The sequence below is a fragment of the Martelella sp. genome, assembly GCF_984369615.1.
This window is the reverse complement of record NZ_CFHTCS010000002.1, coordinates 14,937-37,400: the sequence shown is the minus strand read 5'-3', so window position 1 is coordinate 37,400 and position 22,464 is coordinate 14,937. Positions and strand designations below refer to the sequence as shown.

The following is a 22,464-nucleotide window of genomic DNA, read 5'->3' as shown; positions in this document are numbered from 1 at the left end:
CAACCGTTTGAATTGACACAAGCGACATCAAGTCGCAGAAAGAAACCGGACCTTAAACAGGCTGGACGAGACCCGTCCGGCCCTTCCGCTATTGGGGAAACGCGTGTCGATTTACCTGCCGATTGCCGAACTTTCGGTGAATATCTTCGTCATTCTCGGCATGGGCGCGGCAGTCGGTTTCCTCTCTGGCATGTTCGGCGTCGGCGGCGGTTTCCTGATCACGCCGCTCCTGATCTTCTACCATATTCCCCCGGTCGTCGCCGTTGCCACCGGAGCGAGCCAGGTGGTCGCTTCTTCGGTCTCGGGCACACTCACCCATTTCAGGCGCGGCACGCTCGACATGAAGCTCGGGACGGTGCTTCTGACCGGCGGTCTCGTGGGCGCGACGATCGGCGTATGGCTGTTTTCGCTTCTGCGCGACCTCGGCCAACTCGATCTGGTGATCTCGATCCTCTATGTCGTGCTGTTGAGCTCGATCGGCGGGCTGATGCTGGTGGAAAGCATCAGGGCGATCCGCCGCAGCGCCAGCCAGAAGCCGGTTTCCTTCCGCAAGCCCGGCCAGCACAACTGGGTCCACCGCCTGCCTTTCAAGATGCGCTTCAAGAAGTCGAAGCTCTATCTGAGCGTCATTCCGGTGTTCCTGCTCGGCGGCACGATCGGCGTCCTGACCTCCTCACTCGGCATCGGCGGCGGCTTCATCATGGTGCCGGCGATGATCTATCTCCTGCGCATCCCGACCAATATCGTCGTCGGCACGTCACTGTTCCAGATCATCTTCGTCTCCGCCTACACAACCGTGGTTCAGGCCGTGACCAATTATGCGGTCGATATCGTGCTCGCGACGATCCTGATGCTCTCGAGCGTCATCGGCGCGCAATACGGCGTCCGCGTCGGCCAGAAGCTGAAGGGCGAACAGTTGCGAGCGCTGCTCGCGCTGCTCATCCTGGCCGTCGGCGTGCGCCTTGCCTTCGGTCTGGTCGCAACGCCGACCGACCTGTTCTCCGTCGTCTTCGAGGGAGCGCCGGAATGATGAGAAAGCTGCTGACCCTCTTCGCCCTCGTTCTTGCGCCCGCCCTTTCCGCCGCGCAGGAACAGGCGCCCGTCATCCAGCAGGAAACGCTGGAGATCGGCACATCGACCAACGAGATCGCCATCACCTCGGACTTTTCCGGCGCCGACCTCACCGTGTTCGGCGCGATCAACGATGCCGATCCGATCCTTCTGTCAAAGGGCGGTTATGACATCGTCGTGATCCTCGAAGGCCCGAAGGCGGAGGCCGACGTGCGCCGCAAGGAGCGGGTCTTCGGCATCTGGATCAACCGCCAGACCATTTCTTTCGAGCATGTACCGCGCTCCTATTCGATCTCCAGCACGCGCCCGCTGGAAGACGTCACCTCGCCGCAGGAACTGAATTCGGGCGGCATCGGCGTCACGCATCTGCGAATATCGCCGGTCGGCTATTTCGGCGATGCCAGCGATGTCGCGACCTTCCGCCAGGCGATGCTCCGGCTGAACGCGGCCGACGGGCTTTACGATACCGAGGATGACGGCGTGAAATTCGTCTCCAACAGCCTGTTTCGCGCGAGCCTGAGGCTGCCGGTGAACATTCCCGAAGGCACCCACACCGTGCAGGCTTACCTGTTCAAGGAAGGACGCCAGATATCAACACAGAACCTGCCGCTCAATGTGGTCAAGACCGGGCTCGAGGCGCAGCTCACCACCGCCGCCCACGAGTATCCGCTGTTCTACGGCCTCGGCGCGGTGTTCATTGCGCTGTTTTCCGGCTGGTTCGCCAGCGTCATTTTCAGGAAGAACTGAGATCCTCGAGCAGCCGCCCGAGCGTGCTTTCGCCAAGCATCGCCATGGCCGGCGCGGTGCGGCGGTAGTACCAGACAAGCCCCATCGCCTGCTGGAATGCCCAGGCCGCCCCGCGCTGCCATTCGGCATCGTCGCATCCCAGATGGCGGCGCAACAGCATCCGCCGTTCACGATCAAGCATATGCCAGCCTGCCACGAGATCGAGCGCGGGATCGGCAGGACCAAACCCGCCGCCGTCGAGCACCCCGAAAAGCCGGCCGTCCCCGACCAGAAGATTGCCCGGTATAAGATCCTTGTGGTTCATGACCAGCGTGGCGGCCGGCGGCAAGAGCCGAAACCGGTCCCAAAGGGCCCTCAGGCGTGCGACATCAAGCAGGCCGTCGCTCTTTTCGAAACAGACAGCCATCCAGTCATCATGGTCGGCAAGTCGTCCGCCCCTGCCTTTCCCGCCGAAAGGCCTGCCGCGGGTATCCGCCCGGCGGAAACCGGCGATCAAACGCGCGATATCCCGCGCGAATTCATCCGATGCGGCAAGTCCGTCAGGCGTCGCGACATCCCCCGCAATCCATGTCTGCACCGAAAATGGCAGCGGATAGCTCAGACCGGGACGGCCAAGACCGAGCGGTCGCGGTGACGGGACGGAGCAGTTTTCGGCGAGCTCACTCATCGCCTCGGCTTCGGCCAAAAGCAGAGCAGAACATTTCGCGGGGTCCATTGCCCGCCTGCGAAACCGAGCGGCCGCCCTGTCCCCGATGCGAAAGATCACGTTGTCGGTACCGGCCCCGGTGAGCGCCTCAACGGGCAGACCGCGAAAACGCGGGAACTGCGTTTCGATCAACCTCTTTGCAAGCGCTTCGTCGATGGGGACTTCATCGTCATGCATCATCGTGCAAGCGCTGCAAAGGGCAGCGCATAGACGCGGTCCGGCCCCAGCATGTGGACGGTGAGCGCCGCGCGGTCGAACAGGCCGGCAAAGGCCTTGTGGCGCAGATCGAGGCCGCCGCGCGCAGTTGCAAAGGCCGGCAGGATCAGCCGGTTGTCATCTGCGGCAAAACACGGACGACGGACGGACTTGCCCGGACGGGTGAGCGTGGCGGAGGGATGGAGATGACCGCAGATTTCCGCTTTTCCCCGTCGCGACGGCTCATGGCGAAAGGTCAGCCCCTCGCATGTCCATTCGTCGAACACCCGCCCCGGCAGGCCAAAAACGCCGGCGGGATCGTGATTGCCGTTGATCCAAACCCAATCACGGCCTGCGGCAAGCGCCGAAAGCGCCGCGCGGTGATCATCCGCCATCTCCCGCGCGCCCACGCGATCGTGAAAATTGTCGCCGAGCGAGACGACGCGGGCCGGACGGTGGCGGGCGATAACGGCAGCAAGAGCAGAGAGCGTGCGCGCCGTGTCGTAGGGCGGCACGAAAACGCCGCGCCGGGCATGCGCCGCGCCGCGTTCCAGATGCAGGTCGGAAACGACAAGCAAAGAGAGCGTGGGAAAGAACAGCGCGCCGGAGCAATCGAAAACGACCGGATGGCCGGCAAAGCGCGGCCCGCTGTCGTCGAAACGCTCGCTCTCCAGTGATGCTGTGCTCAAGTTCATGCGCCGGGTTTGTCCTGTCCTTCGTGAGCGTCTTCGTTTTCCGCCGCCTCAAGCGCCGCGGCGAGTTCATCGACGGCCTCGCGCAACACCGCTTCGCCGGCCCCGCCATTGACGCTTTCCCGACCGATTTCCAGGAGCACCGGCACGGCGAGCGGCGAGACGCGCTTCAGACGGTAATGCGTGAGATGGCCCTTGATTCGCTGGAGCATTGTGCCAAGGCGGGCGATATCCAGCAAGCCGGAAGCCGCATCCGCCCGCGTCGCCTGCAGCAGGATATGGTCCGGCTCGTGGCTCCTCAGGACGTCATAGATCAGATCGGCGGAAACCGTCATCTGCCGCCCGGTCTTCTCCTTGCCCGGATAGCGACGCTCGATCAGCCCGGCAATCGTCGCGCATGCGCGAAACGTGCGTTTGAGCATGTAGCTTTCATCGAGCCAGGCTTCGAGATCATCGCCCAGCATGTCCTCGTCAAACAGCGCCTTGAGGTCGAGCGCGCCGGAGGCCAACATTTCGCCGATATCCTTCAGGCCCCAGACGGCGAGCGAATAATCCGTGGACACGAAGCCGGTCGGCTGCGCGCCCGCCCGCTCCAGCCGCCGGGTTAAAAGCATGCCGAGCGTCTGGTGCGCGAGCCTGCCCTCGAAGGGATAGGCGACCATGTAGAAGCGGTTTTCCAGCGGAAAGGTTTCAACCAGGAGCTCGCCGCGCTTGGGCAGATGCGAATGCCTCTCCTGCAGCGAGAGCCATTCGCGCACGGACGCGGGCAGCGCCTTGCGCCGCTCTTCATCGTCCAGCATGGCGCGCACGCCGTCCGCCAGAAAGGTGGACAGCGGAAACTTGCCGCCGGCATAGGCCGGGATTTTCGGATCGCTGTCGAAGGCGGCGGACGCCATGCACTCGTTTTCCCGGATGCCCTCGAACCGCAGCACCTTGCCGGCGAACAGGAAGGTGTCGCCGGGCCTGAGCATCTCGATGAAATATTCCTCAACCTCGCCCAGCACCGCGCCGCCGCGCAAGGGCCCGCCGCGCTTTCCCGGCCGAACAAGTCTGATCTTCAGCATCGGCATCTCGACGATGGTGCCGAGGTTCAGCCGGTACTGGCGGGCAAAATCGGGATGCGTCAGGCGGTAGAGCCCGTCGGCGGTCTTTCTGATCTTGGCATAGCGTTCATAGGTTCTGAGCGCATAGCCGCCGGTGGCGACGAAATCGACCACGCGGAAAAAGGTCTCGCGGGCGAGCCCGTGATAGGGCAGCGCCGAGCGCACCTCGTCAAACAGCAGGTCCGGATCAAAGGGTCCGGCGCAGGCCATGCCGAGCACGTGCTGGGCCAGCACATCGAGCGCGCCATCGCCGATCGGCGGACTATCCTGCGCGCCGACATAATTGGCATCGAGCGCTGCCTGACACTCCATCACCTCGAACCGATTGGCGGGCACCAGAATGGCGCGACTCGGCTCGTCCATGCGGTGATTGGCGCGGCCGATGCGCTGGGCAAGGCGGCTTGCGCCCTTCGGCGCGCCGATATGCATCACAAGGTCGATATCGCCCCAGTCGATGCCGAGGTCGAGCGTCGAGGTGGCGACGACGGCGCAGAGCTTTCCGGCGGCCATCGCCGCTTCCACCTTGCGACGCTGGCCGACATCGAGCGAGCCGTGATGCAGCGCGATCGGCAGATTGTCGTCATTGATGCTCCAGAGCTCCTGGAACACGATCTCCGCCTGCGAGCGGGTGTTGACGAAGATCAGCGTCATCCTGCGCCGCTTGAGCTCTTCGTAGATGTCGGGGGCGGCATAGCGCGCCGAGTGACCGGACCAGGGGATGCGCTGCGAGGCTTTCAAAATCGTGATTTCCGGCCGCGCGCCGCCGGCAACGGTGATCAGCCCGGCATGGGGCGGCTCCACCTCGCCGGTCTGGGCCACCAGCCAGCGCTGCAACTCCATCGGGTCGGAGACCGTGGCCGAAAGGCCGATCGCCGTCAGTTCCGGGCGCAGCCGCCTCAGCCGCGCAAGGCCAAGCGACAGGAGATGGCCGCGCTTGGAGGTCACCAGCGAATGCAGTTCATCGAAGATCACGAAGCGCAGGTCCTCGAAGAAGCGGTCGGCATCCTTGCCCGCCAGAAGCAGCGCGAGCTGTTCCGGCGTCGTCAGCAGGATATCCGGCGGCTTCATGCGCTGGCGCTGACGCTTGGCCTGCGGCGTGTCGCCGGTGCGGGTTTCCATGGTGATGGCAAGCCCGCTTTCGCTCACCGGACGTTCCAGATTGCGGGCGATATCGACGGCCAGCGCCTTCAGCGGCGAGATATAGAGCGTATGGACCCCGCGCGGGCGCGTTCCGGGCTTCAGCGGGCCTCGGGCGTCAAGATCGGCAAGGGAGGGCAGGAAACCGGCGAGCGTCTTGCCCGCCCCGGTCGGCGCGATCAGCAGCATGTCCTCGCCGGCGCCGGCGCGGGCCAGCAGGCCAAGCTGGTGCGGCCGCGGCCGCCAGCCATTGGCGGAAAACCAGCGGCGAAAGCGCTCTGGCAGCAGAGATGTTTCCGTTTCGTTCATGAGGCCAGGTTTACAGCAAACAGGCTTCGGGGAAAGGCTTTTCTACATCGCGATATAGCGGTCGCGGCGATGGTTGAAGGAGAGGATAAGGTTGATGACCAGAGCGCCGGCAACCGAACAGGCGATGATGAAGGGCGTCGCCACGAAGAAGGACAGCACCAGCACCAAGCAATCGAGGCCAAGCTGGACATAGCCGGCCTTGAAGCCGAAGCGATCCTGCAGGAACAGCGCCAGAATGCCGAAGCCGCCGAGACTGGCGCTGTGGCGAAAGAAAATCAGAAGCGCGGTCCCGACCAGCGCGCCGCCGAAGAGGCCGGCGGCCAGCGGGTGGGTCTCGCCGATCGTCAGAAATTGCGGGATGATGCCGGTCAGCGCCGAGGTCAGTCCGACGGCGATGAAGGTTTTCAGCGTGAAGGCAAGGCCAAGCCGTTTCCAGGCGAAATAATAAAACGGCAGGTTGACCGCGAAAAAGGCAAGCCCGAAGCCGATACCGGTCGAATAGACCAGAAGAAAGGCAAGCCCCGCCGTGCCGCCGGTCAACAATCCGCCGGCCTTGAGCACGAGGACGCCGAGCGAAGCCAGCATGGCGCCCGTGACAATGCCCTGGAGATCCTCCAGCGCCGAATGATTTTCGGTGGTGGAGTTGAGGATATTCCTGAGAAACCTGTTTTCTGACACGTGGCGACATTCCGGCTGGAAAAAAGGGCGCGAACAAGTGCATTCCCGACACGACAAGGCCGGGGCGCGGCCCCGGCCTCTTCTTCAACCAAAACCGCGCTTTCGTCAAATCCTCAAACGACGTCATCCTGGTTGACGCGGCCGCCCTCGCCTTCCCAGTTGAGGATGCGGCGGGTTTCGCTCTCGGTGAACTTCAGCCGGATGCCGACTCCGCCTTCCTTGTCTTCCGGCAGGAAAACGACGCCGAGCGCCTCGAGCGTCACCTTCAGCTTGTCGTGGCTGGCCTCGCCGAAATCGGCCCTGCCGTTTTCGAATTCGGCGATCTTGTCTTCGGCAAGACCGCTCTCATGGGCAAGCGCCTCGCGATCGATATGGGCGAGGATGCGGGCAGCGTGACAGAGTTCCGGTGTCAGTGTCATGACAGGCCTCCTTGATGCGGTTTCTGAAATATGTCTTCAGAAACGCGTCACAACGGCATGATGTTCCGTTCGGCCAGAAACAGGATGCCGGGAACCGGCTCGCCGGCATCCTTGCGCAGGACCGTGCTGCGTTCCGCCTTCAAAGACAGGCCGGCCTGCGCAAGCAGCTTCCTGACATAGGTCGCGGAATGTGCATAGCGCAGCGAGGGAAGCAGAGTGAAATCGCTTCCCGGCGCCCCGGCCTCCACCGAATACAGGAACAGCCCGCCCGGAGCGATAAGCGCAACGACGTTCTCCATCAGGCTTTCGAGACCGCCGAGATACATCAGCACGTCAGCAGCGATCACCAGATCGGCCCGCTGCTTTGCCAGGTCTTCGATGAAAAGTCCGCTTTCGCCCGGCGCCAGCAGCAGATCAGCCTGCGCCAGCACGTCATAAAGTCCCTTTTCCTCCGCCTTCTGCAGCATATTCTGCGACAGGTCGAAACCCTCAAGCCGGGCAACGCGGCGGGCAAACGCTTCGCCCGAAAGCCCCGTGCCACAGCCAAGATCGACAGCCAGCTCGAACCGGCGGTCGGCACCTTCCGTTTCGGCAAGAAGGGCTGCAAGGCGCTGAGGCGCGCTGTAATCCAGCCGCTCGGTCAGCGCCTCATCGAAATGCTCGGCATAGGAATCGAACAGCGCCTCCACATAGCGACCCGGCGGATGGGCGGGCGCACGCGCAGCACCCAGCACGGCCAGCTTCAGCCGCGCGGCGAAAATGTCGTCATCATCCAGTTTTTCGAGGATTTCGAGCGTCTCGATCGCCCGGTCGGTCTCGCCGGCATGTTCGAGATAGGCTGAGAGCATGGCAAGGCCTGCCGGCCAGTCGGGCGCAAGGTCGAGCGCCTGTTCCATCAGCTCGGCGGCGGCGGCGAACTCGCCGGCCTCATCCAGCATCCGCGCGTAATCGGCGCGGCGGTCGGCGATCAGATCGCCGGAGGAGAAGAATAAGATGTTCAAATGGGTCGGGACCGGACTATTGGACTGATCGCCAATGTCGCTTTTCAGGACGAAAAGCAAGCGGAATTGCGCGGCGGGCCTTGCCTTCTCTCACAGCGGTTTCCATCTTGATTGCGCCCCAATGTCGCCTTAAGGACGGACCGGAAAAAGGACGCGCGCAATGAGCAATGAAGTCAATCGATTTTTGGGCGGAACCGTCGTCGGCACGATCGTCAAGCTGCTGGTGGTCTCGCTGATCGTCGGTTTCATCCTGTCCGCGCTCAATATCTATCCGCTCGATCTATGGTACGGCGTCATCGATTTCTTCGGCAATCTCTGGCGGCGCGGCTTTGCAGCGATCGGCGAGATCGGCCATTATTTCGTCCTCGGCGCCATCATCGTCGTGCCCGTCTTCATCATCATCCGCATATTGAGCTATCGCCGTTGACCCTATCCACGACCAGCCGCCGGGCCCTTGCTCTTTCCGTCCTCGCAATCGGGCTTTCGGCCTGCAGTCTCTTCGGCGGCAGCGGACTGCCGCGCGGAGATGTCGATGCCACCGCGATGACCTCCACATTCCTGCCCTGGGTCAACGATCTTCGGGAAAGCCGCGGCCTTGCGCCCGTCAGCCCGTCCAGAGCCTGCAACGCCGTTGCCGTCGATCAGGCAAGCCGCATGGCCCTTGCCGACAGGATGAACCACCTCACCGGTCCGGAAAGCGTCGCCGCAAGGTTCAAGCGCAACGACCTGCCGCTGCCGGCGGCCGAGAACATCGCCATGCATCAGAAAACGTCCGAGCGGGCATTTCAGGCCTGGGTGGCGTCACCGAAGCATCTGGACAACATGCTGGGAAATTATTCCCACCTCGGCGTAGCCAAGGCGACGAGCCCGAAATCCGGCGACACGCCCTTCTGGTCCATGTGCCTCAGCAGTTAAGCCTCGAACGGTTTTGCCGCCCATTCATCGACGGCCGTATCGCGCAATGCACGAAGCGATGACGCGCCGTCCCTGTCGAGCGCCTCCAGCATGGCGGCAAGAGCGTCGGCGATCAGCTGCGGCCCCTCATAGACCATGCCCGAATAGATCTGCACCAGATCCGCGCCGGCGCGGATCTTTTCAAGCGCGCGGGAGCCGGTCGAAACCCCGCCGACACCGATGATCACCTTTTCCGGACCGAGACGCTGCCTGACGCGCGCCAGAAGCGCGGTCGAGCGCTCAAACAGCGGCGCGCCGGAAAGGCCGCCGCTTTCGCCCGCCAGTTTTGCGTCCGTCAGGCCGTCACGCGCAAGCGTGGTGTTGGAAACGATCACGCCGTCGAGCGTGCTTGCCGCGACCTCGGCGATGATATCGTCAAGCCCTGCCTCGGTCAGGTCCGGCGCAATCTTCAGGAACACCGGCAAACGGGTTTCCGCCTTCTCCCGCGCTCCGGCGACCGCATCGAGCAACTGTCTGAGCTGTTCGCGCGCCTGCAGGTCTCTGAGGCCCGGCGTATTGGGCGAGGATATGTTGACTGTCAGATAATCGGCAAGCGAGGCGAAACGGGCAATGCCCGCGACATAGTCGGCAATCCGGTCTTCGGACGTCTTGTTGGCGCCGATATTGACGCCGACGATTCCGCGCCGTTTGCGGGCCGCAAGCCGGGCCGCAAGCGCTTCGTGACCGTCATTGTTGAAGCCCATGCGGTTGATCACCGCTTCGTCCTTCACCAGCCGGAAGAGCCGGGGCTTCGGATTTCCCGGCTGAGGGCGCGGCGTGACGGTGCCGACTTCGACATGGCCGAAGCCGAGCTTGACCAGGCCGTCGATCGCCTCGCCGTTCTTGTCGAGGCCGGCTGCAACGCCGAGCGGGTTGGCAAAGGACAGGCCTGCCGCGGAAACGGCAAGGCGGGGATCGGCGGCATGGCGCGCGCGCGGCAGAAGACCGGATGCGATGCCCTTGATGGTGAGCCCGTGGGCCACTTCCGGGTCGAGCATGAAGACGGCGTTGCGCGCGCCGCATTTGAACAGGTTGATCATGCGACAAGCCCGCTGAAATCATGGCCGCCGGCGCTTGTTTCGGGGATCGGCTTCTCCCAGAGCACGGCGGAAAAGGGAAGGACCGCATAAAGATGGGGAAACAGCGCGCCACCGCGCGACGGCTCGTATTTCAGTGCAGGCCCTAGCGCCTGCGGGTCGACCGCGACCAGCAGGAGGTCGCGCTGTCCGCCGAAATGACGGGCTGCGGTCTCCTCCACCTGTTCCGCCGTCGAAAAGTGGATAAACCCGTCGGAAAGATCGACGGGGGCTCCCCGATAGACGCCGGCAAGGCGGGCGGCCTGCCATTCTGAGCGCGCGACAATCTTGAATATCGGTTGCGGCATGAGCATCGGCTCCGGTGGCTTGGTTGCGGCACGGTTTGAACCAGGAAGGGGCAAAAGTCCATGACAATTGAGACCCGCCGCATGAAAGCAACAGCAAATGCGGGCTTTTCCGCGTCGTTCCCGTTTTTTTTATTGATATCCGTTGCAAACACGCGATCATGGAGGAGACTTACGTCGTTTTGTTGCAGCATTGACGCGTTGCCTCTCTCGCGTGACAAGTGGCTCAGGTTGTGACATTGCCTTTGGGAGGAGGCAGGAAATGACCGGACAGACAATACTGATCGCCGATGATCACCCGTTGTTCCGCAGCGCCCTGAAACAGGCCATCAGCGGCATGGCGACCTATTACGCCGTTGTCGAGGCTGGCGATTTCGACGGCGTGCAGCTGGCCGCCCGGGAAAACCCCGAGGCGGACCTGCTGCTGCTCGATCTCGCCATGCCGGGGGTCAGCGGGCTTTCCGGCCTGATCACGCTGAAGGCGGAGTTTTCCAGCCTGCCGATCGTGGTGATTTCGGCAAGCGATGACGACGATACGATCCGCCGCTCGCTGGCGCTCGGCGCCTCCGGCTTCATCTCCAAATCCGCCGGCATCGATGAATTGCGCAACGGCATTCGCACCGTGCTTTCCGGCGAGATCTATACGCCGGAGAACTTCGAGGGCGGCGAGGAGACCGACCCCGACATCGCCGACATGCTGGAACGGCTGCAGACGCTCACCCCACAGCAGTCGCGCGTGCTGCGCATGTTGTGCGAGGGCCTTCTCAACAAGCAGATCGCCTACGAACTCGGCGTATCCGAGGCGACCGTGAAGGCGCATGTTTCGGCGATCCTCCTGAAGCTTAATGTCGACAGCCGCACCCAGGCGGTGATCCAGTTGGGCAAGGTCAATATGGCCATGGTCGCGTGACGCGCGACAAAGGATTTTATTCCTGTCATGGCTTTACGTCATGATAGGCCATGCGCTATAGTCCCGCCGTTATCAACGCGCCAACGTGGCCGGAGTGAACAGTCATGTCCAGCAGGCTTCGCCACAGCGCCATCTGGGACGCGATCGATGATCTGGCCGCGCGCCACAAGCTGACCCCTTCGGGCCTTGCGCGCAGGGCCGGGCTTGATCCGACCGCTTTCAACAAGTCCAAACGGCTTGGCAAGGACGGGCGTGAACGCTGGCCGTCGATGGAATCGATCGCCAAGGTGCTCGATGCGACGGGCAGCGATCTGACCGCCTTTCTCGACGCGGAAGCCGGCCGCGCGAACGATGGGGGCGCGCCGCCATCAGGCGCCTTCCCGCCGCAACCCTCCACCATTCCCCTGCTCGGCCTTGCCCGCGCCGGCACCGGCGGCTTTTTCGACGACGGCGGCTTTCCCGTCGGCCAGGGCTGGGACGAGGTCGATTTTCCCGCGCCCGCGCGCGACAGCCACAGCGTCTATGCGCTCGAGGTGCAGGGCGACAGCATGCTGCCGCTCTACCGCGACGGCGACGTGCTGATCGTCGAGGCCAACGCCGAAACCCGCAAGGGCGACCGCGTCGTGGTCAAGACCCATGACGGCGAAGTCATGGCCAAGGTTCTGGTGCGCCGCACCAGCCGCCAGATCGAGCTCATGTCGATCAACCCCGCCCACGAAAACCTCACCTTCGATCTTGCCGCCGTGGAATGGATCGCCCGCATCATCTGGGCGAGCCAGTGAAGCATTTCGCAGTCAGCCGGAACGCCTGACGTCCGCGAAAATGCAGGAAAACCAATAGAATGCTGAAATCCGCATCCAATCGAAAGACATGCCCATGACCCGGACACCGCTCACTCATTATGATGCCCTGATCTATGTGATGGTCATGGCTTCAGCCGTAGACAGCGCCATGAGCGATGACGAACTGGCTCGCATCGGCCATATCACCCGCTCGCTGCCGGCCTTCCGCGGGTTTGACGAGGACCGCATAACCGATGTGGCCCATGCCTGCGCCGACATCCTGTCCGGCGACGAGGGCATGGATATCGCCCTCGAAATCATCCGCGACACGCTGCCGGCGCGGCTTTACGACACGGCCTACGCGCTCGCGGTCGAGATCATGTCGGTGGACCAGGCGATCAGACCGGAGGAGATCCGCCTGCTGCAGTTGCTGCGCGACAGGTTGCACCTCGACAAACTGACCTGTGCAGCAATCGAACGCGGCGCGATTGCGCGCTACCGCGCACTTTAACGCATTTCGCAGTCAGATGGAGTCACATGACTGCGAAAATTAATCAAAAACAAAGAGATAGGGCGGTTACGCGCGTCCGTGACAGGCGAAACCGCTTTGGATGTCAGCGTCGGGCGCGAAAGTGGGATTCGTTTTCCGACAAGCCGATGATCTGGACGCGGTTGCCGATTTTTCGGCCGAGAACGCGTGGGACAGGTCGCAGGCTCGAAGAATCTTAGCGTGTATTTGATAAAAATCACTCTTACATGTTGTGATTTTTTCAAAACGTGCCTTTACTTGAAACCTGCAGAATTGCACGTATTGCGGGTTTCAGGAGGGTTCGATGACGGCTTCGTCCTTGTACGCGGTACCGCGCCCAGGCCCGAAGTCATCGACCCGGCGGGACGGGCGGGTGAGCGATCCGTTTGCCGGCGAACGACGCATGCTGCGCCGCCTTGGCTACGAGGACGCGCTGATCGAACGGGCCGAAACATCCGCCCGGCAAAACGGCACCACCATAGAGGACGAACTTCTCGCCGAAGGCTCTGTTCTGCCGGAGGCCTATTATCGTCGCCTCGCCTTCTATCTCGGCCTGCCTTTCCTTGCACGGATCGACCCCGAAGCCGTTTCCGACCGGCGCAGGATCGACCGGCTGCTGGTCTCTCCGTCCGGCCTGCGCCTGGAAAGCGGCGAGGGCGGCGCGACATTCGCGATCATCCCGCGCGCGAAAGACCTGGCAGATCTGCATGCCCGCCTTTCCTTCCGCCCCGCCATTCGCCGGGCCGTGGTGGTAACCATGCCGTCGACGATCCGCGAGACCGTCTGGCAGGTGGGGGCTCAGCGCCGGCTCGCCAACACGATCCACCGGCTGATGGTATGGGAGCCGCGCTTTTCGGCGCGGATCGTGTTCTGGGGCAAGCAGGGCTTTCTGCTCGGCGGCAGCGTTGCCACCTTTCTCGTCGGACTCGTCCTTTTCACCGCCGAGACGCTGCTCCTGACGCATATCCTGTTTTCAACTCTCTACGCCCTCTCCCTCCTCATCCGGCTTGCGGCGGTGGCAAGCAGTCCCGGCGAGGCAACGCAATCCGTGGAAGACGAGGAGGAAGGCGCCTTGCCGGTTTATACGGTGCTGGTCGCCCTCTACCGCGAAGCCAACATGATCCCGCAGCTCGTCGACCACATGAAGAGACTGAACTGGCCTGCCTCGCGGCTCGACGTCAAGCTTGTCTGCGAAGCCGATGACAGCGCCACCATCGCCGCCATAAGGGCCGAGAGGCTGCCGCCGCAATTCGAACTGGTCAGCGTTCCTCCGGCCCTGCCGCGCACCAAGCCGAAGGCGCTGGACTACGCGCTTTCCGGCGCGCGCGGATCTCTTCTCACCATCTATGATGCCGAAGACCGGCCGCATCCCGACCAACTGCGCGAGGCCTGGCGCGCCTTTCGGAAGGGACCGGCGTCGCTTGGCTGTCTGCAAGCGCCGCTTGTCGTCGACAATATCGGGCAAAACTGGATCTCGGCGCTGTTTGCCTGCGAATATGCAGGCCTCTTCCGCGGCATCCTGCCGTTTCTGGCGCGCCACCGTTTCCCCCTGCCGCTTGGCGGAACGTCGAACCATTTCCGCACCGATGTCCTGCGCGCGTGCCGCGCCTGGGACCCCTACAATGTGGCCGAAGACGCCGATCTTGGCCTGAGGCTGCACCGTCTCGGCTATCACTGCGGCGTGATCGGCAACCCGACGCTGGAGGAAGCGCCGACAAACGCGAAAGCCTGGACCGCCCAGCGCTCACGCTGGATCAAGGGCTGGCTGCAGACGCTTCTGGTCGCGCTGCGCGAGCCATCCCGGCTCTTTTCGGAACTGGGCACGCTCGGCGCACTGGTGTTTCTCGCCAACGGCGCAGGCGTCATCCTGTCCTCGCTGCTGCACCCGCTTCTTTTCGCCGCGCTGTTCATGACGACCGCCGCGATCATCCACCCAGGCTACGATTCCGGCCCGTTTCACCAGGTTCTCTCGGGCATCGATATTGCCAACATCCTGGCAAGCTACTGGGTTTTCCTGAGGCTCGGCCTGTCCCGCATGCAGCCGCAGGAAGCGCGGCAGATGCGCGCGGATGCGCTCTACCTGCCGCTCTACTGGCTGATGCTATCCTTAGCTGCCTGGAAGGCGCTGGCCGAGCTCTATCGTGCCCCGTTTTTGTGGCGCAAGACGGCGCATCGGCCGAGCCGGAAGGAGAGCCACTGAGGCGCATCGGACAGGCCTGTGATGAGAGCAAGCGCCGTTCAATCGGCGAGGCGCTCCCGGACGGGCGCGTCGCAATCCATTGGAGCGGGTAACGGGAATCGAACCCGTGCGTTCAGCTTGGGAAGCTGACAGGCTACCATTACATCATACCCGCGCATGGCCTGATGGCGATCATTACCACCGCCGCGGGCTTTCCGGCAAGCTGAAAAACAGGTCGTCGGCCCGGAGCGCCGGAGCCGGCAGGCAATAATCAAAGGTGGCAACACCGGAGGGGTTGACGGCGCGCGCGGCGTGGCTAAATCTGTGAGCGCCGATCGCAACAGGGCAGACCCGCAGGGGCCGGCCATTTTTCGCGCGACGGGGTCATCCCCCCAAAATCCGCGCGCGACGGCAAACCCGGTGCCGGGCCCCTCTGGCGAGAGTTTGACGGCGCTCTCGTGATGTCGGCACCGCCCGCAAATTAGCCGGCGGACATGTCTATCATGCTTCACAACCATCGCGTCGGATCGCGTGCGCAAGGCGCATGCGCGTCCAACGACATCGCCGCACCATCGAAGGTGCTGCCATGACCTCCACCCTTTCCTATTTCAAATGGGCCTTCATCGTCACGGCGGTCGGTCTTCTCGCCAGCGCCGCCTACGGCTATTTCAGCTTCGGGGCCGGCGGAGCGCTGACCTTTCTCTTCATCACCGCCGTGCTCGCAGTGCTCGAAATCTCGCTCTCCTTCGACAATGCGGTGGTCAACGCCAACAAGCTGAAGGCGATGAGTCATGTCTGGCAGCGGCGCTTCCTCACCTGGGGCATTCTGATCGCCGTTTTCGGCATGCGGCTTGTCTTTCCGCTGGTCATCGTCGCGCTTGCCGCGAAAATCGGACCAATCGCCGCCATTCATCTGGCCTTCGCCGAGCCGCGCGCCTATGCCGAGATCATGCATCATGCCCATCTGCCGATCGCCGCTTTCGGCGGCACCTTTCTTCTGATGGTCGGGCTCACCTATTTTTTCGATCATGACAAGGACGTGCACTGGCTGCCCTGGCTGGAGGAACCGATGGCGCGATCGGCCTCGATCAAGGGCATCGAGATCGGCATCGCGCTCGTTCTCATCCTCGTCTTTTCCGGCCTGGTGGCCGAAGAGCGCGCGCAAGATTTCCTCTATCCCGCCCTTTACGGCCTGATCACCTTCCTTGCTGTCGAAATCCTGAGCGGTTTTCTGGATGCAAGCCAGGCCAAGGCGGCAAAAACGGCGGCCCAGGGCGGGCTCGGCGCCTTCATCTATCTGGAAGTACTGGACGCGAGCTTTTCCTTCGACGGGGTGGTCGGCGCCTTCGCCCTGACGAAAAACCTGCTGGTGATCGCCATCGGGCTCGGCATCGGCGCGATGTATGTGCGCTCGCTGACGATCCTGCTGGTCGACCGCAAGACGCTGTCGCATTTCCGCTTTCTCGAACACGGCGCCTTCTACGCCATCCTGGTGCTGGCGGTGATCATGTTCGCCCAGACGCTGGTCCATATCCCCGAAGCGGTGACCGGGCTTGTCGGCGCTGGCCTGATCGGGCTTTCGCTCTGGTCATCGTTGCGCTGGCGAAAGCTGGAGCGGATAAAACAGGCGCTTTAGAACATTGCCGACCCGCAAGACCGGTTTCCGCCCTCGCTGGGATTGCTCAGGCGCCGCGTCGGTTCGCGCGGTCAAAGGATGACCTGACTGACCGGAGACATGAAGGAGCGGCGGCCCCTATTCGGCCGCCGCCCTGTGAAAGATCGCGATCTGGTTGAGGAAGGCGCGCAGCAAAGCCGGTTTCAGCGGCTTGTGCTGAACGACAATGTCCTCCTCCTCCGCCAGATCGCGCACGTCCTGGGTGCGGTCCGCCGTCAGCAAAAGGGCCGGAACGTGACGCTGGTAATGCTCGCGCAGGGCAACGACCGCGCGCACGCCGCTGCCGCCATTGTCGAGGTGATAGTCGGCGATGATGACGTCGGGCACAATGTCGATCGCGCCGGCTGTTTCCGCGCTGCGGGCGACGTGGACATCCGCTCCCCAGCCGCCGAGGAGCACCCGCATCCCCTCGAGAATGGCCTCCTCATTGTCGATGCAGAGCACCTTGAGGCCGGCGATGGCCTGGCCGGGCAAACGGCCCGTCGGCTTTGCCGCCTGCGGCGCGGTCTCGGCTCCGGCGTCGGCAAGCGGCACGGTCAGCCGGAACACGGTGCCCCCGCCAGGCGCAGGAGAGAGCGCGACCGGGTGTTCGAGCATGCGGGCCAGCCGGTCGACGATCGAAAGGCCGAGGCCAAGCCCCTGGGCCGCGCGCGCGCCCTCGTCCAGCCGGGTGAACTCCTTGAACACGCTTTCCGCCTTTGAGGCCGGAATGCCGATGCCGGTATCATGCACCTCGATCACCGCGTGATCGCCATGGCGGCGCACGCCGACCAGCACCTTGCCGGAAATCGTGTACTTGATCGCGTTCGACACCAGGTTCTGCACCAGACGCCTGAGGGCGTGGGCGTCCGAGCGCACCTTGAGCGACGATCTGACCACGGTGAATTTCAGCCCCCGCTCGTCGGCAAGCGGACGAAAGTCGGTTTCGACCCGTCTCAACATGTCGCCGAGATTCACTGCGGTGAAATGCGGTTTCATCGCGCCGGCGTCGAGCCGGGAAATGTCCAGAACAGCACCCAGGATATCCTCGACCGATTGCAGCGCGGAATCGATCTTCTCGGCGAATGCGCGATCCTCGCCATCGGCGGGCATGCGCTCGCCCAGCGCAGTTGCATAAAGCCGGGCGGCGTTGAGCGGCTGCAGGATGTCATGCCCGGCGGCGGCGAAGAACCGCGTCTTGCCGATATTCGCCTCGTCGGCGGCCGCACGCGCGACACGCAGCGCCTTGTTGACCTCGGTGAGCTCCGCCGTGCGCGCGGCCACGCGCTGTTCCAGCGTCTCATTGGCCTGCTTGAGCGCCAGATCGGCCTCCACCCGCTGGGTGACATCGGTGAAGGTGACGACCATGCCGGCTTCGGGCATGGCGCGCGACTGCACCTCGATGATCCGTCGTCCCTTGTCGAGAACCATCGGAAAGGCGCTCTCGTGCGCGCGCAGCCGGCGCAGCGCCTCGCGCGCCTCGTCACCGGTAAGATCGCCGCGCGAGGACAACCGGCCCATGATGTTGATCAGCGGATAGCCCACCTGGCCGACCTCTTCGGGCAGGTTGAGCAGCGCGCGAAAGCGCTTGTTCCAGACGGTGAGTCGGTTGGAGGCATCGAAAACCGCAATGCCCTGATCGATCTGGGCGAGAGCGGTCTGCAACAGGCCCTGATTATACTGCAGCGCCTCGCTTGCCTGATCGAGCAGGAAGGCGGCATCGCCGGAGGCCGCTTCGGCGCGCTGCAGCACCAACGACAGGACAAGCCGCGCCGAGGAGGAGCCGATGGCGCTGCCGAGCAATTGTTCGGAAAAGTGAATGAGCGCCATGTCGGCCTGTTCGTCATCGCCCATGCGCCGGCCGGCATTGCGCTCGAAGGTGGCAAACGAGCGCGCGGTACGCTCCGTGCCGAGATAGCCGTTCAGCGTCTCGCGCAGCATGCCGACGGAAACGCCCGTGCCGATGCCGCGCGCGGAGGACTGCCAGCGGGCCTGGCGCTTGACGAAGATGCCGGACTGGATTCGCTCCAGCGGACGCGCCTGCCGGCTGAGCGAGCCGAGAACGAGGCCGGCGACATTGATCAGCAACGACAGGCAGGTGACGTTCAGCAGAATATCGGCATCCGGGCCGACGAAAAGTCCGGTGCCTGGAATGATGAAATTCATCACTTCGCCGGCAATCGCCGAATGGTCCGGCCCGCCAAGGCTCGGCACGAACAGCAGATAGACCCAGGTGAGGAAGCCGAGCGACAGGCCTAGGATGGCGCCGCGCGCATTGGCCGTGCGCCAGACAAGGCCGATGAACAGCGCGGGCGCGACCTGGGCGATGGCCGCGAAAGCCAGAAGCCCGATCGAGAACAGGCCCCGGTCGCTGTCGATATGGCGGTAATAGGCATAGCCGAGCAGCATGACGCCGAGGATCGAGGCGCGGCGGATGTTGAGCAGCAGCGAATAGAAATCCTGTCGGTGGGCGCCGCCGGCAATCATCCGCCGCCTGAGCAGGATGGGGTTGACGATATCGTTCGAGAGCATGATGGCGAGCGCCACCGAGGCGACGATGACCATGGCCGTTGCCGCCGAAAAGCCGCCAAGGAAGGTGACCAGCGAGATCAGCGGCTGCCCCTGGGTGAGCGGCAGCTGCAGCACGTAGAGATCGGGGTCGACGCCCGGCCCCAGCGTTATCGCCCCGCCGATCGCAACCGGCAGCACCAGCAGGTTTATGGCGATCAGATAGGCCGGAAACAGGAAACGGGCGAGACTGAGCTCGCCCTCGGTTCGGTTCTCGACAACGGTCACATGGAACTGGCGCGGCAGAAGCAGGATGGCGAAGGCCGAGAGGACGGTGAGCAGCACCCAGCGGCTGATCGGCGTCTCATAGGTGAGTGCCGCTGCGGCCGCGGCATTTTCCCGCGCGGCGGCCAGAAGATCTGCAGGTCCGTTGTAGAGAATGAACAGCACGAACAGACCGACCGAACCGAAGGCCACCAGCTTGACCACCGATTCCATGGCGATCGCCAGGATCAGCCCGTCCTGATGCTCCGTCGCGTCCGTGTGGCGGGTGCCGAAGACGATGGCAAAGCTTGCAAGGGCCAGCGTGACGGCGAGCGGCAGGCCGACGCCGAAGGCCGCGCCGACGGAGGGTGGATCGATCGTACCACCGACCATGACGGCGACCGAATCGGAGACCGCCTTCAATTGCAGCGCGATATAGGGAATGGCGGCGGCAAGCGAGATCAGCGCCACGAGGCCGGCCACCATCGGGTTCTTGCCATAGCGAGCGGCGAGAAAGTCGGCCGCCGAGGTCAGTTTTTCCGATTTCGCCAGCGAGACGATGCGCCGGACCACCGGCATGCCAACGGTGAAGACCAGGATGGGGCCGATATAGATGCCGAGAAACTCGAGCCCGCGCGTTGCGGCGAGGCCGACGCCGCCGAAATAGGTCCAGGAGGTACAATAAACGGCGAGCGACAGCGCATAGACGAAGTTGCGGCCCGACCGCGGCGCAAGCTCGCGCTTTGCCCGCCGGTCGCCGTAGCTCGCCACGGCAAACAGCAGCATGATGTAGAGCAGTGCCGCCAACAAGATCAGCCAGCCCGGCAGCATGGAACGCCTCCCTTCGCGAGCTTCTCCACCATAGGCTATCGGCGGCCGGTTTCAAATGCGACTGTCGCAGCACGAGCCATCACAAAAAACAATGATTTCGTCGCCGAATTTGATGGAAGGCAGGCCATGCTCCGCACTAAAACGGATTGAGCACGGAGAACCGCATGACACTCATTTCAAGCCTCAGCCGAAGGGCACAGGACGCGCCGGAAAGCGGCATTGTCGAAATCATCAATTACGGTCGCGACCGCGACAGGCTTCTGCCGCTATGGGCGGGCGAAGGCGACCTGCCGACGCCGCAGTTCATCCGTGACGCGGCCAAGGCCGGGCTCGACAATGGCGAGACCTTTTATACCCATCAGCGCGGCATTCCGCCGCTGCGCGCAGCGATCGCCGACTACTACGCCCGCCATTTCGGGGCAAGGCTTTCGCCGGAGCATGTCTATGTCACCGGGTCAGGCATGCATGCGATCAAGATCATGGTCGAGGCGATGACGGAGCCCGGCGACGAGGCGATCTATTTCACCCCCGCCTGGCCGAATATCGCCGCAGCGCTCGGCGTTTCCGGCGCGCGGAAGGTCGGCGTGCCGCTTGAATTCGCCGATGGCCGCTGGAACCTTGATCCCGCCCGCGTGGAAGCGGCGATCACCGAAAAAACCCGGATGATCTTCGTCAACACGCCGGCCAACCCAACCGGCTGGACGGCGAGCCTTGCCGATCTTTCCGCCCTTATGGAGATCGCGCGCCGCCACGGCATCTGGATCCTCGCCGACGAGATCTACGCGCTCTATCATTTTGCCGGCGGCCGCGCGCCCTCCTTCCTCGACATCATGGAAGAGGGCGACCGGATCGTGTTCATCAATTCCTTCTCCAAGAACTGGTCGATGACCGGTTGGCGCGTCGGCTGGCTGGTCGCCCCGCCCGAGATCGGCGACACGATTGAAAACCTGGTGCAATACACGACGTCGGGCGTTGCCCAGTTCATGCAGCAGGGTGCGCTCGCCGCAATCCGCGACGGCGACCCTGTGATTGCCGAGAATTATGAGCGCGCGCGGATCGGACGCGACATTTTCTGCGACCGGCTGCTTGCCACCAACCGGGTAGAAACGCTGAAGCCCGACGGCGCGCTCTACGCCTTCCTCAAGGTCGATGGGCTGACCGACAGCCGAAAGGCCGCGCTCGATATCCTCGACAAGACCGGCGTCGGCCTTGCTCCCGGCTCGGCCTTCGGACCCGGCGGGGAACCCTTCCTCAGGGCCTGTTTCCTGCGCAATGCCGACCAGTTGGAAGACGCCGCAGAGCGGCTGGCGGACTATATTGCGGGGATTTGAGAGGGCGACGAGAAGACATAGCCGCACAGCCCGCAATACTCTCTCCCGCTGGCGGGAGAGAAGGTTGGGGGCGACCGGGGGCGCCCCTACAGCTTCACCCGCCCCTTCACCAACTGGTCCTCCCAGGCAAGCGCATGGCGGACAATGGTTTCGAGATCGTCATATTGCGGCTCCCAGCCAAGGATTTCACGCACGCGCGTCGAATCGGCGACCAGTGCCGGCGGATCGCCGGGACGGCGCTCGGCCATGTCCACGCGGAAGTCGACGCCGGAAACCTGCTTGATCGCATCGACCACCTGCAGCACGGAAAAACCGTGACCATAGCCGCAATTGGCGACGAAATTCCCGCCGCCGTTCAGAAGATGCATCAGCGCCTTCACATGGGCATCGATCAGGTCGGTGACGTGGATATAGTCGCGCAGGCAGGTGCCGTCCGGCGTCGGATAATCCGTGCCGAAGATCTGCATGCGGTTGCGCCGGCCGGTGGCCGCCTGCGCAGCGATTTCGATCAGATGCGTGGCATGCTCGCGGGTCTCGCCGGTGCGGCCTTCCGGATCGGCGCCGGCAACGTTGAAATAGCGAAGCGCGGCATATTTCAAACCATAGGCGGCCGCGCTGTCACGCAGCATCACTTCGGTCATCAGCTTCGACCAGCCATAGGGCGAGACCGGCTGCAGGTTCTGTTCCTCATCGAGAAGATCGACGCCGGGTTCCCCGTATACGGCGGCCGTAGAGGAAAACAGGAAGGCCTCGATCTTGGCCGCTACGGCCGTTTCGATCAGCGCGCGTGACTTGACCGTGTTGTTTTCATAATAGGTCAGGGGATCGGACACCGAGTCCGAGACCACGATCGAGCCGGCAAAATGCGCGATGGCATTGATGTTCTCGTCGGCAATCAGCTTCGACACCAGCTTCCTGTCGGCGATATCGCCTTCGACCAGCTTGGCTTGTTCCGGGATCAACTCGCGGTGGCCGGTCGACAGATCGTCGATGACCACGACGTCCTCGCCGCGATCGACGAGCGCATGCGCCATGTGGCTGCCGACATAACCGGCGCCGCCTGTTACGAGTATTGCCATATCT

The 22,464-nt window shown here is 63.4% G+C and carries 20 protein-coding genes and 1 tRNA gene; 10 read left to right on the top strand and 11 right to left on the bottom strand.

Going from position 1 to position 22,464, the window contains the following annotated elements; all coding sequences use genetic code 11:
• Window positions 1-103: 103 nt before the first annotated feature.
• Together AC5DC2_RS00510 and AC5DC2_RS00505 are read left to right on the top strand one after the other, a co-directional pair.
• A complete protein-coding gene (locus AC5DC2_RS00510; protein WP_061449725.1) occupies window positions 104-1,030 on the top strand; it encodes a sulfite exporter TauE/SafE family protein in 927 nt (308 codons plus the stop codon).
• Window positions 1,030-1,818 carry a TIGR02186 family protein gene (locus AC5DC2_RS00505; protein WP_061449880.1) on the top strand — a complete coding sequence of 263 codons (789 nt, stop codon included), beginning with the start codon at window positions 1,030-1,032 and terminating at the stop codon, window positions 1,816-1,818. Before AC5DC2_RS00510 ends, AC5DC2_RS00505 begins: the two co-directional genes overlap by 1 nt.
• Here the strand turns inward: AC5DC2_RS00505 and AC5DC2_RS00500 are convergent.
• From AC5DC2_RS00500 to AC5DC2_RS00475, 6 genes are all read right to left on the bottom strand, one after another.
• On the bottom strand, window positions 1,805-2,701 hold the full coding sequence (locus AC5DC2_RS00500; RefSeq protein ID WP_491697101.1) for an aminoglycoside phosphotransferase family protein: 897 nt from the start codon (window positions 2,699-2,701) through the stop codon (window positions 1,805-1,807). The two genes, AC5DC2_RS00505 and AC5DC2_RS00500, sit on opposite strands and share 14 nt — an antisense overlap.
• The gene (gene pdeM, locus AC5DC2_RS00495) at window positions 2,701-3,414 is read right to left on the bottom strand and encodes a ligase-associated DNA damage response endonuclease PdeM (protein ID WP_491697093.1); all 714 of its coding nucleotides are present in this window, start codon (window positions 3,412-3,414) and stop codon (window positions 2,701-2,703) included. Before pdeM ends, AC5DC2_RS00500 begins: the two co-directional genes overlap by 1 nt.
• Window positions 3,411-5,960: a ligase-associated DNA damage response DEXH box helicase gene (locus AC5DC2_RS00490; protein WP_491697092.1), complete on the bottom strand. Its 2,550-nt coding sequence runs from the start codon at window positions 5,958-5,960 to the stop codon at window positions 3,411-3,413. The genes pdeM and AC5DC2_RS00490 overlap by 4 nt, the downstream gene beginning before the upstream one ends.
• A gap of 42 nt (window positions 5,961-6,002) precedes the next feature.
• Complete coding sequence (locus AC5DC2_RS00485; protein ID WP_061449728.1) at window positions 6,003-6,638, bottom strand: YitT family protein; 636 nt, start codon at window positions 6,636-6,638, stop codon at window positions 6,003-6,005.
• Window positions 6,639-6,751: 113 nt separating this feature from the next.
• The gene (locus AC5DC2_RS00480; RefSeq protein ID WP_491697091.1) at window positions 6,752-7,057 is read right to left on the bottom strand and encodes an XRE family transcriptional regulator; all 306 of its coding nucleotides are present in this window, start codon (window positions 7,055-7,057) and stop codon (window positions 6,752-6,754) included.
• Between the two features lie 47 nt (window positions 7,058-7,104).
• Window positions 7,105-8,058 (bottom strand): class I SAM-dependent DNA methyltransferase, encoded by a 954-nt coding sequence (locus AC5DC2_RS00475; RefSeq protein WP_491697090.1) that lies wholly within the window; start codon window positions 8,056-8,058, stop codon window positions 7,105-7,107.
• A 160-nt stretch (window positions 8,059-8,218) separates the two neighbouring features.
• Here AC5DC2_RS00475 and AC5DC2_RS00470 point away from each other — a divergent pair, with 160 nt between their 5' ends.
• Entirely contained in the window at window positions 8,219-8,485 is a 267-nt protein-coding gene (locus AC5DC2_RS00470) for a DUF6460 domain-containing protein (RefSeq protein ID WP_491697089.1), read from the top strand.
• The gene (locus tag AC5DC2_RS00465; RefSeq protein WP_491697088.1) at window positions 8,482-8,973 is read left to right on the top strand and encodes a CAP domain-containing protein; all 492 of its coding nucleotides are present in this window, start codon (window positions 8,482-8,484) and stop codon (window positions 8,971-8,973) included. The genes AC5DC2_RS00470 and AC5DC2_RS00465 overlap by 4 nt, the downstream gene beginning before the upstream one ends.
• Here the strand turns inward: AC5DC2_RS00465 and AC5DC2_RS00460 are convergent.
• Complete coding sequence (locus AC5DC2_RS00460) at window positions 8,970-10,052, bottom strand: quinone-dependent dihydroorotate dehydrogenase (protein ID WP_491697087.1); 1,083 nt, start codon at window positions 10,050-10,052, stop codon at window positions 8,970-8,972. The genes AC5DC2_RS00465 and AC5DC2_RS00460 overlap by 4 nt on opposite strands.
• The gene (locus AC5DC2_RS00455; protein WP_491697086.1) at window positions 10,049-10,396 is read right to left on the bottom strand and encodes a DUF952 domain-containing protein; all 348 of its coding nucleotides are present in this window, start codon (window positions 10,394-10,396) and stop codon (window positions 10,049-10,051) included. The genes AC5DC2_RS00460 and AC5DC2_RS00455 overlap by 4 nt, the downstream gene beginning before the upstream one ends.
• Before the next feature lie 259 nt (window positions 10,397-10,655).
• Here AC5DC2_RS00455 and AC5DC2_RS00450 point away from each other — a divergent pair, with 259 nt between their 5' ends.
• From AC5DC2_RS00450 to AC5DC2_RS00435, 4 genes are all read left to right on the top strand, one after another.
• Window positions 10,656-11,303: a response regulator gene (locus tag AC5DC2_RS00450; protein ID WP_061449735.1), complete on the top strand. Its 648-nt coding sequence runs from the start codon at window positions 10,656-10,658 to the stop codon at window positions 11,301-11,303.
• Between the two features lie 104 nt (window positions 11,304-11,407).
• Window positions 11,408-12,085, top strand: a complete 678-nt coding sequence (locus AC5DC2_RS00445; protein WP_061449736.1) for a S24 family peptidase — start codon at window positions 11,408-11,410, stop codon at window positions 12,083-12,085.
• A gap of 94 nt (window positions 12,086-12,179) precedes the next feature.
• A complete protein-coding gene (locus AC5DC2_RS00440; RefSeq protein ID WP_061449737.1) occupies window positions 12,180-12,596 on the top strand; it encodes a tellurite resistance TerB family protein in 417 nt (138 codons plus the stop codon).
• 391 nt (window positions 12,597-12,987) lie between these two features.
• On the top strand, window positions 12,988-14,814 hold the full coding sequence (locus AC5DC2_RS00435; protein WP_491697085.1) for a glycosyltransferase family 2 protein: 1,827 nt from the start codon (window positions 12,988-12,990) through the stop codon (window positions 14,812-14,814).
• Between the two features lie 80 nt (window positions 14,815-14,894).
• On the opposite strand, the gene AC5DC2_RS00430 is transcribed toward AC5DC2_RS00435, so the two are convergent.
• Window positions 14,895-14,968: transfer RNA gene (locus AC5DC2_RS00430), tRNA-Gly, on the bottom strand.
• 411 nt (window positions 14,969-15,379) lie between these two features.
• On the opposite strand from AC5DC2_RS00430, the gene AC5DC2_RS00425 reads away from it, so the two are divergent.
• Window positions 15,380-16,429 (top strand): DUF475 domain-containing protein, encoded by a 1,050-nt coding sequence (locus AC5DC2_RS00425; RefSeq protein WP_491697084.1) that lies wholly within the window; start codon window positions 15,380-15,382, stop codon window positions 16,427-16,429.
• Between the two features lie 117 nt (window positions 16,430-16,546).
• Here AC5DC2_RS00425 and AC5DC2_RS00420 read toward each other — a convergent pair whose 3' ends face one another.
• Entirely contained in the window at window positions 16,547-20,050 is a 3,504-nt protein-coding gene (locus AC5DC2_RS00420; protein WP_491697083.1) for a PAS domain-containing hybrid sensor histidine kinase/response regulator, read from the bottom strand.
• A gap of 164 nt (window positions 20,051-20,214) precedes the next feature.
• Between AC5DC2_RS00420 and AC5DC2_RS00415 the strand changes: the two genes are divergently transcribed.
• On the top strand, window positions 20,215-21,381 hold the full coding sequence (locus AC5DC2_RS00415) for a pyridoxal phosphate-dependent aminotransferase (protein WP_491697082.1): 1,167 nt from the start codon (window positions 20,215-20,217) through the stop codon (window positions 21,379-21,381).
• 86 nt (window positions 21,382-21,467) lie between these two features.
• On the opposite strand, the gene galE is transcribed toward AC5DC2_RS00415, so the two are convergent.
• Entirely contained in the window at window positions 21,468-22,460 is a 993-nt protein-coding gene (gene galE / locus AC5DC2_RS00410; RefSeq protein WP_061449741.1) for a UDP-glucose 4-epimerase GalE, read from the bottom strand.
• Between the last annotated feature and the right edge of the window lie 4 nt (window positions 22,461-22,464).

Bases quoted from the DNA above. Each gene is read 5' to 3' on its own strand.
- AC5DC2_RS00505 (WP_061449880.1), top strand. From the start codon at position 1,030: ATGAGAAAGCTGCTGACCCTCTTCGCCCTCGTTCTTGCGCCCGCCCTT.
- AC5DC2_RS00500 (WP_491697101.1), bottom strand. From the start codon at position 2,701: ATGCATGACGATGAAGTCCCCATCGACGAAGCGCTTGCAAAGAGGTTG.
- pdeM (WP_491697093.1), bottom strand. From the start codon at position 3,414: ATGAACTTGAGCACAGCATCACTGGAGAGCGAGCGTTTCGACGACAGC.
- AC5DC2_RS00490 (WP_491697092.1), bottom strand. From the start codon at position 5,960: ATGAACGAAACGGAAACATCTCTGCTGCCAGAGCGCTTTCGCCGCTGG.
- AC5DC2_RS00480 (WP_491697091.1), bottom strand. From the start codon at position 7,057: ATGACACTGACACCGGAACTCTGTCACGCTGCCCGCATCCTCGCCCAT.
- AC5DC2_RS00470 (WP_491697089.1), top strand. From the start codon at position 8,219: ATGAGCAATGAAGTCAATCGATTTTTGGGCGGAACCGTCGTCGGCACG.
- AC5DC2_RS00460 (WP_491697087.1), bottom strand. From the start codon at position 10,052: ATGATCAACCTGTTCAAATGCGGCGCGCGCAACGCCGTCTTCATGCTC.
- AC5DC2_RS00455 (WP_491697086.1), bottom strand. From the start codon at position 10,396: ATGCCGCAACCGATATTCAAGATTGTCGCGCGCTCAGAATGGCAGGCC.
- AC5DC2_RS00450 (WP_061449735.1), top strand. From the start codon at position 10,656: ATGACCGGACAGACAATACTGATCGCCGATGATCACCCGTTGTTCCGC.
- AC5DC2_RS00445 (WP_061449736.1), top strand. From the start codon at position 11,408: ATGTCCAGCAGGCTTCGCCACAGCGCCATCTGGGACGCGATCGATGAT.
- AC5DC2_RS00440 (WP_061449737.1), top strand. From the start codon at position 12,180: ATGACCCGGACACCGCTCACTCATTATGATGCCCTGATCTATGTGATG.
- AC5DC2_RS00425 (WP_491697084.1), top strand. From the start codon at position 15,380: ATGACCTCCACCCTTTCCTATTTCAAATGGGCCTTCATCGTCACGGCG.
- AC5DC2_RS00420 (WP_491697083.1), bottom strand. From the start codon at position 20,050: ATGCTGCCGGGCTGGCTGATCTTGTTGGCGGCACTGCTCTACATCATG.
- AC5DC2_RS00415 (WP_491697082.1), top strand. From the start codon at position 20,215: ATGACACTCATTTCAAGCCTCAGCCGAAGGGCACAGGACGCGCCGGAA.
- galE (WP_061449741.1), bottom strand. From the start codon at position 22,460: ATGGCAATACTCGTAACAGGCGGCGCCGGTTATGTCGGCAGCCACATG.